Origin of the sequence: Cupriavidus yeoncheonensis (assembly GCF_905397275.1) — a bacterium.
GTDB classification, from domain to species: domain Bacteria; phylum Pseudomonadota; class Gammaproteobacteria; order Burkholderiales; family Burkholderiaceae; genus Cupriavidus; species Cupriavidus yeoncheonensis.
Genome location: NZ_CAJPUY010000011.1, coordinates 188,768 through 204,333, shown reverse-complemented (window position 1 = coordinate 204,333; position 15,566 = coordinate 188,768). Strand labels below are relative to the sequence as shown.

Genomic DNA, 15,566 nt, shown 5'->3' with positions numbered 1-15,566 from the left:
GGGAAGGTCAGAACACGTTGACCTGGTCCACCGCGCCGGCGGCACGCACGACGCCATCGGCCGGCGGCGCGACGGTATCGGCCAGCCATTCCGGCTCGGCCTGCGCGGACAGCGGGTCCTGCGGCAGCACGCGGTGCCGCAGCACCAGTTGCGCGAGCCGCATGCGGCGTACCGAACCGATGCGCCCGGCTTCCCAGGCCATCGCCACGGCGGTGGTGACGTGGTACAGGCCCGAGGCGGCCTGTCGGGCCAGCAGGTCGCCGTCGGCGCCGGCTTCCGCCGCGCTCGCGGCAAAGGCAGAGGCGCGCTCGATGGCGGACTCGAAGGTGGCGCGGGCCGTGGCCTGCAGCGGCGTGTCGGCCAGCAGGCCGGCCAGGTGCGCACGCAACGCCGGCAGCGAGCCTTCGCGGCGGATGGCGCGCAGCACGTCCAGCGCGACGATATTGCTGGTGCCTTCCCAGATCGAGCCGAGGTGGGCGTCGCGCACCAGGCGCGGATCGCTCCATTCCTCGATGTAGCCGCAGCCGCCGCGGATCTCCATGGCGTCGCCAGTGACCTTGCGGGCGTCACGGCACGCGCGGAACTTGATCAGCGGCGTGAGGATGCGCATGAGGGGGTAAGCGTCCGCTTCGCCGGCATCGGCGCGGCGCAGCGCTTCGGCGGTCTGGAACACCATGGTGCGCGCCTGCTCGGTCGGCAGCGTCAGCTTCAGGAGCTGGCGGCGCATCAGCGGCATGTCTTCCAGGCGCTTGTCGAAGGCCTTGCGCTCGCGGGCGATGAACAGGCCCTCGGTCAGCGCACGGCGCATCAGGCCGGCGGCGCGCACGCCGTTGGACAGGCGCGAGTTGTTGATCATGTCGGCCATCTGCACGAAGCCGCGGCCCGGTTCGCCGACCAGGTACGCGCTCGCGCCTTCCAGGCGGATCTCGCCGCTGGCCATCGAGCGCGTGCCGAGCTTGTCCTTGAGGCGGATGATACGGAAGCGGTTATCGCTGCCATCGGCCAGCTTGCGCGGCAGCAGGAACAGCGACACGCCCTTGTGGCCGGGCACGGCGTTGCCGGCCTCATCCTCCACGCGGGCCAGCACCATGGCCAGGCCGGCGTCGGGGTTGGAGCAGAACCACTTGTCGCCGATCAGGCGCCAGCCGCCTTCGGCCTGCGGGTCGCGCACGGCGCGCGTGGCGGTGGCGGCCACGTCGGAGCCCGCGCCCTGCTCGGTCATGAACATCGCGCCCTGGAACAGGTCTTCGAAGACCTGCGTGGTCAGGCTGGGCAGGAAGCGCTCGACCAGCGCCGGATCGCCGAACTTGCGCAGCGTGCGCGTGAGCGAATCGGTCATCGACAGCGGACAGCACAGGCCAAACTCGGCCTGCACCAGCATATACGTGAGCGCGTACTTAGCCGCCGGCGGCATCGGCTTGTCCCAGCCGAACACGCCAGCCCGGTGCGAGACCGCGGCCAGGCCGAACTCGGAAAACGCCACGCGCTCCAGTTCCACGTAGGCGGGATGCTTGTGCACGCGTTGCTGGTCGACGCCGCTGCGGGTGCGGTGGGTCAGCGTGGGCGGGTTCTGGTCGGCGATCATTGCCAGCTCGTCCAGCACGCCGCCGGCCAGTTCGCCCATGCGCTCCAGGTGCGGCTGCAGCACGTTCAGCAGGTCCGCCGGCAGGTACAGCGGCAGCAGCGCGCGCAGTTCCGGGTCGGCGGTGTAGAGGCTGCCGCCCTGGCGGTCGGGTACGGGGTGTTCGGCCTGCGGCGCAACGGCTTGGGCTTGGGGTGCGGCATGACGCACGGCACTGGTCATGAAGGTCTCCTGGATTGGCCTGGCCCGCCACCCGCCCGGCTGGCTTGCCGGCGCGCGGACCTGTTTGCACCCATTATTGGATTCCCATGGATTCGCGTCTAATTCTAAAATTGGCTCGATCAATATGTTTTTTATATCGCCATGGAATTCCGACACCTGCGCTACTTCCTGGTCCTGGCCGAGGAACTGCACTTCGGCCGTGCGGCCAAGCGGCTGTCCATCTCGCAGCCGCCGCTGTCGCTCAATATCCAGCAGCTCGAGGCCTCGGTCGGCGCCAGGCTGTTCGAGCGCGACAGCCGCGGCGTGCGGCTGACGGCGGCCGGGCGGGCCTTCCGCGAATCGGCCACGGCGCTGCTGGCGCAGGCCGAGGCGGCGCGCGTGCTGGCGCGCGACATCGAGGCCGGCGCGGTCGGGCGGCTGCGCGTGGGCTTTGTCGGGTCGATGCTGTACCGGGGCCTGCCGCAGTACCTGCGCGACTTCCAGGCGAACTTTCCGGGCATCCAGGTGGCGCTGACCGAGCTCAACTCGCAGGAACAGATCGACGCGCTGCTGCACAACGAACTCGACGCCGGCTTTGTCCATACCGGGCGACTGCCGGACGAACTGAGCGCCGTACTGGCCCACCGCGAGCCCTTCGTCTGCTGCCTGCCGCAGGACCATGCGCTGGCGGCGCAGGCCGAAGTGGCGCTGGCCGACCTGCGCGCCGAGCCGTTCGTGCTGTTCTCGCGCAAGGCTTCGCCCGACTACTACAGCCGGATTTTCGAGATGTGCGCGGCGCGCGGCTTCTATCCGCAGATCCGGCACGAGGTACGCCACTGGCTGTCGGTGGTGTCGCTGGTGTCGCAGGGCATGGGCGTGGCGGTGGTGCCGGCCGCGCTGGCAAGGTCCGGCATGGCCGGAGCGGCGTTCCGGCCGCTGGCGGATGCGGCGGAGGTGCCGTCCGAGGTCTACTGTGCCTGGAAGGCAGCGCCGGACCATCCGGCACGAGATCATTTCGTGGCAATGGTGCGGTCGGCCACGGCAGCGCAGGCCTGAGGCTTCCGCACCCCAAAGAAAAAAGCCACCAGTCCAAGGACGGGTGGCCGTGAAGTACGCGTGGAACGGGGTGTTCAGCGTGAGTGCAGCTTAACTCCCGGGCCTTGTCACACCAATAACACAAATGCAGTAATTGGAACCGCCGCGCCGCTCAGCACCTGTGCCGCCGGCCCAGGCCGAAGGTGTTGCCCGGGTTCAGGGCGGCCACCTTGTCGTAGCGCCAGGCATCGCGTCGTGCACATGCTGGCAAACAGGCGCGCGCCTTTGCATGGGATCGAGTATCGTTACGCCCCAAACCCTGCGGCTTTGCCCGTTGCGCGCCCGGCGCCGACATCGCGGCCCAGTTGAGATACAATGAAAACGATTTTCATTTACGTACCCTGGCGGGATCGCGCCGTCCGCGCGGCGGCAGTCCGCGCCTTCGGACTGGAAGCATGATGCAGTTGTCTGAACTTCCACGGCGCACGCCCGCCGTAGTGCAAACGGTGGACGACGCCACGCCCGGTGATCCGGTTGCGCGCCGCCTGCGCGAACTTGGCTTTGTCCCCGGCGAAGTGGTGCAAGTAATCGCCTTCGGCCCTTTCGGCATGGACCCGCTCGTCGCGCAGGTCGGCTTCACGCGCTTCGCGCTGCGCCGTTCCGAGGCGGCGCGCATCGGCGTCGAAATCGTCAGCGCCACCGTTACCAGCATTGCGCCGGCCAGCGAAGCCGCCGGCCAGCCTGATACACCGGCGGCCCAACGCACCGCCTGAGTTCTTCCCGACCATGTCTGCAGCTCCCACTTCTTCCGCCTTGCGTATTGCGCTGGTGGGCAATCCCAACTGCGGCAAGACCGCGCTGTTCAACCGCCTGACCGGCAGCCGCCAGAAGGTGGCGAACTATGCCGGCGTGACGGTGGAACGCAAGGAAGGCTTCTTCGTCTCGCCGGCAGGCAGGCAGATCCGCATCCTGGACTTGCCGGGCGCGTACAGCCTGCACGCGGCCAGCCTCGACGAGGCCATCACGCGCGACATCTGCATGGGCAAGCGCCCCGGCGAGCCGAAGCCCGACCTGCTGGTCTCGGTGGTCGACGCCACCAACCTGCGCCTGCACCTGCGTTTCGTGCTGGAGCTGCGCCGCCTGGGGCTGCCCATGGTGGTGGTGCTCAATATGAGCGATGCGGCGGCGCGGCGCGGCATCCATATCGACCGCGAGAAGCTCGCCGCGGCCCTCGGCGTACCCGTCGTGCAGACCGTGGCAATCAAGCGCGAAGGCGCGGCTGCCCTGCTCGGCGTGCTCGATGGCACGTTGCCGCCCGCACCGCCGGCACTGCCGCCTGCCGATGACCTCGACGTTCATGCCGAGGTCAACCGGCTGCTGCAGGCCGCGGTGTCGATGCCCGCGCGCACCGCCGCGCTGGACGACCGCCTTGACCGCATCGTGCTGCACCCGGTGCTGGGCCTTGCGCTGCTGGCCGTGCTGCTGTTCCTGATGTTCCAGGCGGTGTTCTCGTGGGCCGCGCCGTTGATGGATGGCCTCGAAGGCGGCGTGCACTGGTTCGGCGAGATTGTCGGCACGCAACTGCCCGACGGCATGCTGAAGAGCCTGCTGGTCGACGGCCTGATCGCCGGCCTGGGCAGCGTGATTGTGTTCCTGCCACAGATCCTGATCCTGTTCCTGTTCATCCTGACACTGGAGGAGTCCGGCTACCTGCCGCGCGCGGCCTTCCTGCTGGACCGGCTGATGATGGGTGCCGGGCTGTCGGGCCGCTCCTTCATTCCGCTGCTGTCGAGCTTCGCCTGCGCGATCCCCGGCATCATGGCCACGCGTACCATCCAGGATCCGCGCGACCGGCTCACCACGATCCTCGTGGCGCCGCTGATGACCTGCTCGGCGCGGTTGCCCGTCTATGCGCTGCTGATCGGCGCATTCATCCCGCAACGCACGGTGATGGGGCTGTTCAACCTGCAGGGGCTGGTGCTGTTCGCGCTGTACGTGGCGGGCATTGTCAGCGCGCTGGCGGTGGCCTACGCGCTCAAGTATTTCCGCCGCGACCGCACCGACCATCCGCTGCTGATGGAACTGCCGTCGTACCGCATTCCCAACCCGCGCGACGTGGCGCTGGGGCTGTGGGAGCGTGCCCGTATCTTCCTGGCGCGCGTCGGCAAGGTGATCCTGGCGCTGACCGTGCTGCTGTGGTTCCTGGCCACGTTCCCGGCCCCGCCGGCAGGCGCGACGGGCCCGGCCATCGATTACAGCTTCGCCGGCATGATCGGCAAGGCCCTGGAGCATGTCTTCGCGCCGGTGGGCTTCAACTGGCAGATCTGCATTGCACTGGTGCCGGGCCTGGCCGCGCGCGAGGTGGCCGTGGGCGCGCTGGCAACGGTCTATGCGCTGTCCGGCAGCGAAGACGCGGTGACGGCGCAGCTGGCCCCGATGATCGCGCAGCAATGGTCGCTGGCCACGGCGCTGGCGCTGCTGGCGTGGTACGTGTTCGCGCCACAGTGCATTTCCACGCTGGCGGTGATCCGCCGCGAGACCAACTCGTGGAAGGTGATGGCGGCCTCGGCCGCCTACCTGGCCGGCCTGGGCTACCTGGCCGCGTTCATCACTTACCGCGTCGCCCTGCTGTTCAGCTGACGCCATGAGCCTCTACCACGCTGTCGAATCCCTGCTGGTCCCGTCGATCGTGCTGGCATGCGCGGTGTCGGTGGCGGCCCGCTACGCGCCGCGTACGCGCGAACGCTTCAAGGCCGGGCTGGCCGCGCGCCTCGGCGGTCCTTCCGCCACCGGCTGGCGCGCGCGCCTGGTGCGCTGGCTGGCCCCGCAGGCCGCGGCCGGCTGCGCCAGCGGCTGCGATGACGGCGGCTGCAATACCTGCGCCTCCAATAGCGCGAGCCCTCAGGGCACGCCGGACAAACCGGCCGAACAGGTCATCCGGCTGGTACGCAAGCGCTGATTCGGGCGCTCTGGCGCTCGTTTCCCCCCTTCGGATTTCCACGCAGAAACGGGTACGCTCGTGCCCTTTGGTCGCGCCCGCGACCGCTCCTCGGCTCCTCGCGACAAGGCCCATGGGCCCGATATCGCACGCCTGTCGAGGCGATGCATCCCTTGCGCCCGTGCACGCAGAAACGGGTACGCTCGCCACGCTGCGCCGGGCAACGCCGCTCGATCTTCCGTTCCAAAGCACGTAAAAGCGCGCGCGCGATGCCAATGAAAAGGTGCCGCAACGACTAACTGGCAGGCACGCAGAAATGGGTACGCTCAGCATCCCTGACCATTCATCCGCTACGCCGTAAACGCAGAACGCCCTCCTGCGGAGGGCGTTCGGGGCCACGGGACAACTGGCCCGCGCTGGCTACTTGACGGTACCGACTAGCTTCACCGTCACCGGCTTGCCATCCGCAACGTTGGTGCAGCTGACCGTGATCGTGAAGTCGCCGGCGGCCATCGGTGACACGATCTTCTGATTGTCGCCGACGCCCGGCGACAAGGTGATCGGCCCGGCGGGAACCCAGGTCCAGCCCGTGCACGCAGTCGATGCCTGGTCGTCGCCGAAGTGCTTCAGGCCCACGGTGACAGGGATCGGGATGCCCAGCATCGTCAGCGTGAGCGGCTGCTGCACGTCAGGCATCAGTGCCCACTCGGGGTTCTCCACGACGTTGAGGCTGGCCGTCGGCTTCGCCGCCAGCTTGGTGCTGATTGCCGTGACCGTGAGCGTGCCCTGCACCGGACCGGCGCCCTTGGCAAGGCTCGTACTGACCGTCACGTCATGCGTGCCCGCGGCTTCCGAGGCCGACAGCGTCGACGACGTCGGTACGTACGTCCAGGTCCCGTCGAAGTCCGCGGTCACGTCCTGATCGTCGTTGCGCAGCACGCGGGCGCTGAACCGGGCCGGATAGGTGCTGAGCACCTGCAGCGCATTGACCGGGTCGCCATTCTGCGTGGTGACCACGCGGTATGTCGCGGTGCCATTCTTCTGCACGGTGACAAAGATCACGCCGCCGAGCAGGCGGCCATCCGGCGCCGTCACCGACACCGACACGTTGGCCGTGGCGGCAGCGGTGGTGGAGCTGTTGCTGGCCTTGAGCGTCGCGCTGTTCTGGTTCGGCGTGACCTGTACCGCGGTGCCGCTGCTGGACCAGGCCCAGCCGCTGCCGTTCGCCGACACGTCGTTGCCGTTGTTGTCGACCAGCGATACCTTGACCGGCAGCGACTGGCCGTCGGTCATCGACAACGAGGTATTCGGGACCGACAGGCTATAGGTCGTGGCCGAAGCCGGGACCACGGTGATGGTCGCGGACTGTGCCGGCAGTTGCACGGTGGAGTTGTCCGCGGCCTTGACCGTGGCCACCACCTGCACCGTGGTCGTACCGGGATTGACGCCGGTGATCACCGCACTGCCGATTGTCGCCGTGCTGCCCGCGACCGAGGCCACGGCGGTGTCGACCGAAGTCCAGGCAAAGCTGGTGGACGACGTCACGTCGTTGCCGCTGTTGTCGACGGCAACCGCGCTGATAGTCACCGTGCGGCCGACACCGACTTCGGCGGAGGTAACGTTCAGTTTTGCCGCGTAGCTTACGGCGGGGGTCGCCGCGGGCGTCGCGCTGCCCGATCCCCCTCCTCCGCCCCCGCACGCCGCTACGAGGAATGTCGCCGCAGCGCACACGAGCCCGCCCAGCCAGGTCCTTGCCGTCATGATTTCCCCCCCGGTGTCATTTGCTTTTTCCCGCGCTACCAGCCTATGCGTAATGGCTGCGTCGCTGTACCGTCCAGACGATTGAGCGCCGGCGTACATAATCGGCAAACCTTCATCCTTTCGCCGAGGCCACGCCGGCCGCGGACGCGCTTTGCGCGATTGACGGTCGCCGGGTGTGAGCAACGTCCCATCCCTTTGGCTCAGAGGACAATCCCGGAGGCAACGGCCGGCAACATGCGCGAACGGCTGCCGGCGCATGCGTGGGGCAGCGGTGCCGGTCAAGACAATGGGCTTGAAATAAATCGGAAGGACAGCGGGTCGCCACCGGGACCGATGGGCCGCAGCAGGCTGATGCCGCAGTGGCAGCGCGAGGCAGGCAAAGAAAACCGGTGTGCCCCGCCCCCACGGGGCACACCCGGAAAGACGTCCCTGCGGACGCCCACGACATGCCTGGAACCGGCCGCGAGCGCGGCCATGACGCAAAGGTTAAGACCAGCTCCGCGGCCACGCCACGAATAAATCCGCATGTATTTAGAAGCCGCCGCTGCCTGCCGCGGGGAGCGCGCCTGCGCTGCGCATGCCGCGCTGTGGCGCCATCGCGACGACCCTACTCCGGATAGGGTTTCCCTTGTTCTCGGTCAATGTCCTGTCCGGGCCGCTCGGCCAAACTGGCTCCCGATTTCTTACCAGACCAAAGCAGAAAGCCATGAACAAGATCTCTCTCCGGACCCGGGTCGCCAGCACCGCCATCGCAGCACTTGCCATGTTTGGCGCCGTTTCCACGCCCGCCTTCGCCGCCGATGGCGAAACGCAGGGCAACTGGATGGTTCGCCTGCGCGCCACCTACCTGGACATGGCCGACAAGTCCGATGCCATTCCCGCGCTGGGCGTACCGTCGGACGCGATCACGGTCAACAACAAGTGGATCCCCGAACTCGACGTCACCTACTTCTTCACGCGCCACATCGCTGCCGAACTGGTGCTCACCGTGCCGCAGAAGCAGGACGTCTCCCTGAATGGCACCAAGATCGGCACCTTCAAGCACCTGCCGCCCACTCTGCTGGTGCAGTACCACTTCCTGCCGGACGGCACCTTCCGTCCGTACGTGGGCGCGGGCCTGAACTTCACGCGCATCTGGGGCGCCGATATCGCCGGCAATACGCTGCAGCTGGACAACTGGAGCGTGGCACCCGCCCTGCAGGTCGGCATGGACTACAAGCTGACCAAGAACTGGTTCCTGAATGCCGACGTCAAGAAGGTCTGGCTGGCCAGCAACGTGAAGGCCGGCGGCGTCAATGTCTCCAAGGTCAACCTGGACCCGTGGCTGTTCAGCATGGGCGTGGGCTACCGGTTCTGACCGGGCCAGGCTCCAACGAAAAAGGCCAGCGCTTCGGGCGCTGGCCTTTTTCGTTCCTTGCCAGGATATTCGCGCGACGGGCCGGCCCTGTCGTTCAGCGGAACGCCGGCTCGTCAAAGCTCCGCAGCTTGCGCGAATGCAGCTGCTCGACGCCGTTCTCGCGCAGGATGCGGACAGCCTCCAGGCCGATGGTCATGTGCTGGCTGACCCGCTGGCGATAAAACGCATTGGCCATGCCGCGCAGCTTGAGCTCGCCGTGCAAAGGCTTGTCCGAGACGCACAGCAAGGTGCCATAGGGCACGCGCAGGCGGAAGCCATTGGCCGCCACGGTCGCGCTTTCCATGTCGATGGCGATCGCGCGCGACTGGTTGAAGCGCGCATAGAGCGCCTTGGACTTCAGCTCCCAGTTGCGGTCGTCGGTGGACACCACCGTGCCCGTGCGCATGCGCGTTTTCATCTCGCCGCCGGACAGGCCGGTCACGCGCACCACCGCTTCCTGCAGCGCCACCTGGATCTCCGCGATCGGCGGCACCGGCACCCACGGCGGCAGGTCGTGGTCCAGCACGTGGTCGTCACGCACGTAGGCGTGGGCGAGCACATAGTCGCCAAGCTGCTGCGAGCGCCGCAGGCCGCCGCAATGGCCCACCATCATCCAGCAGTGCGGACGCAGCACGGCCAGGTGGTCGGTCATGGTCTTGGCATTGGACGGGCCCACGCCGATGTTGACCAGCGTCACGCCCAGCTTGTCGTCTCGCACCAGATGGTAGGCCGGCATCTGCGGCAGCGCGCGCGGGCGGGCGGCGTCGTCGGGCTCGGCAGCGCCAAGCTCCTGCACCACGTCGCCAGGCTCGACAAAGCGCGCGTAGCCGCCGCCGTCGCTGCTGGCCATCAGCGAGCGGCCGAGCCCGATGAATTCGTCGACGTAGCGCTGGTAGTTGGTGAACAGCACGAAGCGCTGGAAATACTGTGGCGCGGTGCCGGTGTAGTGGTACAGGCGCTGCAAGGCCAGGTCCACGCGCTCGGCCGGGAACAGCGACAGCGGCCACGCTTCGCCCGCCACCGGCTCGTACGTGCCGTTGGCGATGGAATCGTCGATGCGGCTCAGCTCCGGCAGCACGAAGGACACTTCCAGTTCGCGCGCCTGGGTGTAGCTGATGTCGGTCGTGGAGGCCTCGATCACGAATGGCAGCGGGATCGGCCGGCGGCTCAGGCCGACCACCACGGGCACGCGGTGATAGCGCATCAGCCGTTCGATCTGGTCGCGATAGTAATCGGCGAGCAGGTCCGGGCGCGTCACCGTGGTGCCATAGACACCCGGATAGGCCACCGTGCCCCATGACGGCCGGCTGTCGGTCACCATGGTTTCGATATTCACGGAGATGCCCAGGTACGGGTAGCACGCGTGGGCCGCCGAGGGCAGCGGCTTGCCGTTGGCGAACGCGTCGAAGCGCGCGCGTACGGCGCTGACCGAAGCGTTGTAGATCTCGCGGATCCGGGCCAGCGCCGCGTCGGCGTCGGAGAACTCAGCCAACTGATCGGCCGGGTGGGCAGAAGAGAAGATGGGGGCGTTCATGGCAGCCATCATACCGCGCTGCACACGCCAGCGGCGCGGCCAAGGCGCGGGGGCGGCAGCAAATTGACGTGTCCGCGCCCGCTCGCTACACTCCGCCAATTGCGCGGCCGGGCTTCCCGTGCCGTACTCGACTCGCCGCCCCCTGGCAGGGGGCGGCGATGGGCCGTACATGCGTTGCTGGGGGAGCCGCCGATGGAAATCCGTAATCTGTTGCCTGGAGAGGTCGAGGCCGCCAGGCAGCTACTGATCGACAACGGCTGGAACAACCGCGTAGGCAGCGCCGAGCGCTTCGCCCGACTGGTCGCCAATTCGCAGCACGTGGTCGTGGCCGTCGACAAGGGTGAAATCGTCGGCTTCGCGCGCGCGCTTTGCGATGATGTGTCCGATGGCTTCCTGTCGATGGTCGTGGTCGCGCCCAGTCATCGCCGGCAGGGCATCGGTCGGGCGCTGGTGCGCCAGGTCATGGGCAACGATCCCGACATCACCTGGGTGCTGCGCGCGGCGCGCTCGTCCGAAGCGGCATTCTTCGGCCAGCTCGGCTTCACGCCATCGATGGTGGCCATGGAGCGCCGCCGGCCCTGAGCCCATCGAGGCCGCGGCCTGCCAACGCGCCGGGCGGCTCCTTTCGCTCACCTACTGCGCGCCCATCTTCCTGCGCATCTCCTCCACGCTGCCGATCTGGCGGAACAGCGGCCCGCCGGGCGCGAACTTGTCCGCGCTGGCCAGCGGCCCCACCACCACCGGTTCAAACCCCGCATCGCGCACGAGCTGCTCCGCCACGCGCAGCGCGGCCGGGTCATCGCCGGCAATCGGCACGGCGATGCGTTCGCCTTCGCGATGGTGTTCCTTGGCGAAGTTGGCCGCGCCCATGAAGTTGAACGCGCGCACCACGCGCGCACCCGCGAGGTACTTGCCCGTGGTGATGCCGATGCCGTTGCGCTGCGCCTCGTCGGCAATGGCGCCGTCCCGCTGGGCGATGGCATTGGTCGCATCCAGCACGATCTTGCCCTGCCAGGCGCCGGGGTTCTCCTGGCTCAGTTCCGGCAGCGCCTTGTAAGGCGTGGCCAGGAACAGCACGTCCGAGAATGCCAGGGCATCGGCCACCGTGCCCGCGCGCGCCAGCGGGCCCAGCTCGTCGACCAGCGCCTTCAGCGACTCGGGATGGCGCGAGGAGAACAACACCGGATGGCCCGATTTCACCCACAAGCCGCCAACGGTCCCGCCAATCCGCCCCGAACCGATCACGCCGATCTTCACCGGCTGCCCGCCAGCACTGGCGCCGCCGCCTTGCGCGCAGGCGCCCAGATTGGGCACGGTCAGGGCGAGCATGGCGATGGCACCGGCGGCGCCAAGCAGGCGGCGACGGCCGGGATCGACATCAGTTCCGGTGGTCGGCATGGGCAGTTCCTCCTGGTTCGCGAATCGGGACGCGGTCCCCGGGCGCAACCCGGGGCCACCTGAAAACTCTAGGCAAAAAACGGCGGGTCGACAGCCGTTGCAACTTGGCAGTACCTGCCTGCTGGACTAGATTAGGTAGCATTTGCGCCACACGCGTTCATCCACGTCCAGCCCGCAACCGTTGCCCGCGCGACGCAGCGCGACAGGGAACCCATGGCCCGAAGCCGTTGCCGCACTCGTCCGCTCCGGGTCGTGCCTTGCCTGGGCGCGCTGGCGCTGCCTGTGTCATGGCCTGTGGCAGCGCAACAAGACACCAACGAAGCGGCGGCCGACCAGGTCCACAACCTGCGCGAAGTCACGGTCGTCGCGCCCACCCCGCTGCCGGGCTTCACGATCGAGCGGCAGGCCTTTGCCGGCAATGCGCAGACCGCCACCGACGGCGATCTGGAACGTGTCAAGGCACCGAACCTGTCGGCCTTCCTGGCCGAAACCATGACCGGCGTGGTGGTCAACGACGCGCAAGGCAATCCGTTCGCCCAGGACATCCTCTATCGCGGCTACCGGCTTTCCCCCACGCTCGGGTCGGCGCAAGGGCTGTCGCTGTACCTGGACGGCGTGCGCCAGAACGCGGCGCTGGGCGACGTCATCCACTGGGCCGCGATCCCCGAGGCCGCGCTCAGCACCATTACGCTGGTGCCGGGCAGCAATCCGCTCTATGGGCTCAATACGCTGGGCGGCGCGCTGGCGCTGCAGACCAAGTCCGGCGAGACCCACCCGGGCGTGGAGGCTGACCTGAGCGTGGGCAGCTACGGCCGTGCGCGCCTGGATGTCAGCGCCGGCCAACGGCTTGGCGATGGCTGGCACGCCTACGTCGCAGGCACGGGCTGGCGCGAGGACGGCTGGCGCGACCGTTCCGACAGCGACCTGGGCAACCTGTTCTTCAAGCTGGGCCGCTCCACCAGCGGCACACAATGGCATGTGAGCGTGCTGGGCAGCAACAGCCGGCTGACCGGCAATGGCCTGACGCCCGACAGTCTCTATGCCGCCGACCGCCGCGCCATCTACACCGCGCCTGACGAGACGCGGTCCCGTTCGCTGCAGGTGGCCCTCAACGGCGCGCACCAGTTCAACGCGCAGGACCAGCTGCAGCTGACCCTCTACCTGCGGCAGACCCGCACGCACGCCAACAGCGGCGATATCAGCAACGATTACCTCGACACCGCGCTCGGCTGCCAGGGCCACGCCGGCAGCGCGGAATGCGAGGCCGACGATGCGCCGGCCAATGCCGTGCTCAATAGCGCCACGGTGCGCGAGACCAGCTACGGCGCGTCGATGCAATGGTCGCATGACGGCGACACGCACCGCTTTGCGCTGGGCGCGGCGCTCGACATGAACCGTTCGCGCTACACGCAGACCACGCAGCAGGCCAGCTTCGACGATGCCCGCAATACCGTGGCCGATGCCGGCGCGCCGGTGCTGACCCAGGCCGCGCTGGACGGGCGCGACAGCACCATTGGCCTGTTCGCCACGGACACCATGCGCTTGCTGGACGGGACCTTCCTGACGCTGGCGGCGCGCTGGAACCAGGGGCGCCGACATACGCTGCTTAGTCTCCCCACCCAGTCCGACGAAAGCTTCACCTATTCGCGGCTCAACCCTTCCCTTGGCCTGACGCATCGGCTGCTGGAGCGGCTGGTGGTGTTCGGCTCGGCCTCGCAGGGCACGCGCATGCCCACGGCCATCGAACTCGGCTGCGCCGATCCCGCCAACGCCTGCCAGTTGCCCACGGGGCTGCAGGCAGACCCGTTTCTGCGGCAGGTGGTGACCCGCACGCTGGAGTTCGGCGGGCGCTGGCAGCCGGCCGATGCCACCGAGGTCACGCTGGCGCTGTACCGCAGCGACAATCGCGACGACATCGTGTTCCAGCGTTCCCCGGTCAGCCCGCTGGGGTACTTCTCCAACTTTCCGAAGACGCGCAACCAGGGCGTGGAGTTCGGCCTGCGCCAGCGCCTTGGCCGCCTGACGCTGCGCGCCGGATACAGCTATACACAGGCCAGCTACCAGGCGCAGGGAACGCTGCAGACACCGTTTGCCGCGCCCGTGATGGTGCAGCCCGGCACACGCCTGGCAGGCATCCCGCTGCACAGCTTCAAGCTCGGCGCCGACTGGCGCGCCACCGCGGCGCTGAGCGTGGGCGGCGACCTGCTGGTATCGTCGTCGCGGCCGGTGGCCGGCAACGAGGATGGCGCGTTGAGTGCGCCGAACGCGCAGACCCCGGGCCTGTCCGATACCGGCGGCTACCTGCTGCTGAACCTGCGCGCGAGCTGGCAGTTCCTGCCGCGCTGGCAGGTCTACGGCCGCATCGACAATGTGTTCGACCGGCGCTACGCCACCTATGGCCAGGCCGGCTACAACCTGTTCCCGGGCGGAGCGCTGCTGCAGCCGGGTGCCGCGGTGCCGGTGGAGCGCTTTGTCGCGCCCGGTGCGCCGCGGCTCTTCCTGGTCGGCGTGCGCTACGAGTGGGACGGACGATGAACCACCGGCGTCGCACCCCGATGTCGCCGATTTCCCGCAAAGGAGCCCCTGTGACCTCCCCATCGACCTCCCCATCGACATCCCCATCGACATCCCCATCGACATCCCCATCGACATCCCGCTGTGCCGCCGCGCTGCTGGGGCTTGCCGCGGTGCTGGCCGGGACGGGCCAGGCCCGCGCCGCGCAGGCCTTTGTTTCGACCGAAGGCGCCGGCATCGCCGTGATCGACCTCGAACGCATGGAGCGGCTGCCAGGCCCGGCCACCGCGGGCAAGGGTCCGCGTGGGCTGGCACTCACCGCCGACGGCAAGTACCTGCTGACGGCAAACAAGGAGACCGGCGACATGTCCGTGATCGACGTGGCGGCGGGCAAGGAGGTGAGGCGCGTGCCGATCGGCCAGAACCCCGAATTCGTGCGCGTCGCCGGCGGCGAAGCCTTTGTCACCTTTGAGCCGGGCGAGCGGGCCGGGCCACCGGGAAAGCCGGGCGCGCCAACGCCGCCCAGGGAGACGGGCAAGAGCGACGACAAGCCACTGCCGGCAGAAATCGCCGTGGTCGACCTGCGGACCTGGCGCGTGGCGCGCACGATCCGCAGCGGTCTGGAAACCGAGGGCATCGAGTTCTCGCGCGATGGACGCCTGATGCTGGTCACCAATGAAGGCGACGATACGGTCACCGTCTACGAAAAGGCGAGCGGCCGGCAGCTGCAACGCCTGCCCATGCCCGCCGGCTCGCGTCCGCGCGGCATCCGGGCGAGCCCCGACGGCAGCCGCTATGTGGTGACGCTGGAATCCGCCAACGCATTCCTGGTGCTGGCCGCCGACGACTACCGCGTGCTGCGCACCGTACCGACGCGCACCGGACCCTATGGCATCACGTTCGATCGCAGCGGGGCCCGCGTGTTCGTGGCGGCGTCGCGCGCGGATACGCTGCAGGTGTTCGATGGACAGAGCTACGCGCCGCTGGCCGATATTGCCGTGGGCAAGCGTTGCTGGCATTTCAGCTTCACGCCCGACGACGCCCGCCTGCTGGTGGCGTGCGGGCGTTCGAACGCGGTGCAGGTGTTCGACGCGCGCACCTACCAGCCGGTGCAGCAGATCGACGGCCTGCCGCTCGCGTGGGGCGTCGTGACTTATCCGAAGAGCGTCGGCTCGATCGACGCCCCCTGAGGCGCCAGCCGCCGGGC

Annotated in this window: 12 protein-coding genes; 8 read left to right on the top strand and 4 right to left on the bottom strand. The window is 68.4% G+C overall.

From position 1 onward, the window contains the following. Positions 1-7 precede the first annotated feature (7 nt). Entirely contained in the window at positions 8-1,804 is a 1,797-nt protein-coding gene (locus tag KHO22_RS16970) for an acyl-CoA dehydrogenase family protein (protein WP_211948315.1), read from the bottom strand. 141 nt (positions 1,805-1,945) lie between these two features. Here KHO22_RS16970 and KHO22_RS16965 point away from each other — a divergent pair, with 141 nt between their 5' ends. From KHO22_RS16965 to KHO22_RS16950, 4 genes are all read left to right on the top strand, one after another. Further along, the gene (locus KHO22_RS16965; protein WP_211948314.1) at positions 1,946-2,839 is read left to right on the top strand and encodes a LysR family transcriptional regulator; all 894 of its coding nucleotides are present in this window, start codon (positions 1,946-1,948) and stop codon (positions 2,837-2,839) included. Between the two features lie 437 nt (positions 2,840-3,276). Beyond that, positions 3,277-3,591 (top strand): FeoA family protein, encoded by a 315-nt coding sequence (locus tag KHO22_RS16960; protein WP_211948355.1) that lies wholly within the window; start codon positions 3,277-3,279, stop codon positions 3,589-3,591. A gap of 13 nt (positions 3,592-3,604) precedes the next feature. Next, positions 3,605-5,458, top strand: a complete 1,854-nt coding sequence (gene feoB, locus KHO22_RS16955; protein ID WP_211948313.1) for a ferrous iron transport protein B — start codon at positions 3,605-3,607, stop codon at positions 5,456-5,458. Between the two features lie 4 nt (positions 5,459-5,462). Next, complete coding sequence (locus KHO22_RS16950; RefSeq protein WP_211948312.1) at positions 5,463-5,777, top strand: DUF6587 family protein; 315 nt, start codon at positions 5,463-5,465, stop codon at positions 5,775-5,777. A 399-nt stretch (positions 5,778-6,176) separates the two neighbouring features. Here the strand turns inward: KHO22_RS16950 and KHO22_RS16945 are convergent, their stop codons facing one another. Beyond that, positions 6,177-7,517: a hypothetical protein gene (locus KHO22_RS16945; protein ID WP_211948311.1), complete on the bottom strand. Its 1,341-nt coding sequence runs from the start codon at positions 7,515-7,517 to the stop codon at positions 6,177-6,179. Positions 7,518-8,223: 706 nt separating this feature from the next. On the opposite strand from KHO22_RS16945, the gene KHO22_RS16940 reads away from it, so the two are divergent. Continuing rightward, the gene (locus KHO22_RS16940) at positions 8,224-8,874 is read left to right on the top strand and encodes an OmpW/AlkL family protein (protein WP_211948310.1); all 651 of its coding nucleotides are present in this window, start codon (positions 8,224-8,226) and stop codon (positions 8,872-8,874) included. A gap of 94 nt (positions 8,875-8,968) precedes the next feature. On the opposite strand, the gene KHO22_RS16935 is transcribed toward KHO22_RS16940, so the two are convergent. After that, positions 8,969-10,459, bottom strand: coding sequence for an AMP nucleosidase (locus KHO22_RS16935; protein ID WP_211948309.1), 1,491 nt, complete (start codon positions 10,457-10,459; stop codon positions 8,969-8,971). Between the two features lie 180 nt (positions 10,460-10,639). On the opposite strand from KHO22_RS16935, the gene KHO22_RS16930 reads away from it, so the two are divergent. Further along, positions 10,640-11,029 (top strand): GNAT family N-acetyltransferase, encoded by a 390-nt coding sequence (locus tag KHO22_RS16930; protein WP_211948308.1) that lies wholly within the window; start codon positions 10,640-10,642, stop codon positions 11,027-11,029. Positions 11,030-11,080: 51 nt separating this feature from the next. On the opposite strand, the gene KHO22_RS16925 is transcribed toward KHO22_RS16930, so the two are convergent. After that, on the bottom strand, positions 11,081-11,845 hold the full coding sequence (locus KHO22_RS16925) for an NADPH-dependent F420 reductase (RefSeq protein WP_211948307.1): 765 nt from the start codon (positions 11,843-11,845) through the stop codon (positions 11,081-11,083). 294 nt (positions 11,846-12,139) lie between these two features. Here KHO22_RS16925 and KHO22_RS16920 point away from each other — a divergent pair, with 294 nt between their 5' ends. Beyond that, the gene (locus tag KHO22_RS16920; RefSeq protein ID WP_230426904.1) at positions 12,140-14,380 is read left to right on the top strand and encodes a TonB-dependent receptor; all 2,241 of its coding nucleotides are present in this window, start codon (positions 12,140-12,142) and stop codon (positions 14,378-14,380) included. Between the two features lie 50 nt (positions 14,381-14,430). Continuing rightward, entirely contained in the window at positions 14,431-15,549 is a 1,119-nt protein-coding gene (locus KHO22_RS16915; RefSeq protein ID WP_230426903.1) for a YVTN family beta-propeller repeat protein, read from the top strand. The last annotated feature ends 17 nt before the right edge of the window (positions 15,550-15,566 follow it).

Coding starts and splice junctions, on each gene's coding strand:
- KHO22_RS16970 (WP_211948315.1), bottom strand. CDS start 1,804: ATGACCAGTGCCGTGCGTCATGCCGCACCCCAAGCCCAAGCCGTTGCG.
- KHO22_RS16965 (WP_211948314.1), top strand. CDS start 1,946: ATGGAATTCCGACACCTGCGCTACTTCCTGGTCCTGGCCGAGGAACTG.
- KHO22_RS16960 (WP_211948355.1), top strand. CDS start 3,277: ATGCAGTTGTCTGAACTTCCACGGCGCACGCCCGCCGTAGTGCAAACG.
- feoB (WP_211948313.1), top strand. CDS start 3,605: ATGTCTGCAGCTCCCACTTCTTCCGCCTTGCGTATTGCGCTGGTGGGC.
- KHO22_RS16950 (WP_211948312.1), top strand. CDS start 5,463: ATGAGCCTCTACCACGCTGTCGAATCCCTGCTGGTCCCGTCGATCGTG.
- KHO22_RS16945 (WP_211948311.1), bottom strand. CDS start 7,517: ATGACGGCAAGGACCTGGCTGGGCGGGCTCGTGTGCGCTGCGGCGACA.
- KHO22_RS16940 (WP_211948310.1), top strand. CDS start 8,224: ATGAACAAGATCTCTCTCCGGACCCGGGTCGCCAGCACCGCCATCGCA.
- KHO22_RS16935 (WP_211948309.1), bottom strand. CDS start 10,459: ATGATGGCTGCCATGAACGCCCCCATCTTCTCTTCTGCCCACCCGGCC.
- KHO22_RS16930 (WP_211948308.1), top strand. CDS start 10,640: ATGGAAATCCGTAATCTGTTGCCTGGAGAGGTCGAGGCCGCCAGGCAG.
- KHO22_RS16925 (WP_211948307.1), bottom strand. CDS start 11,845: ATGCCGACCACCGGAACTGATGTCGATCCCGGCCGTCGCCGCCTGCTT.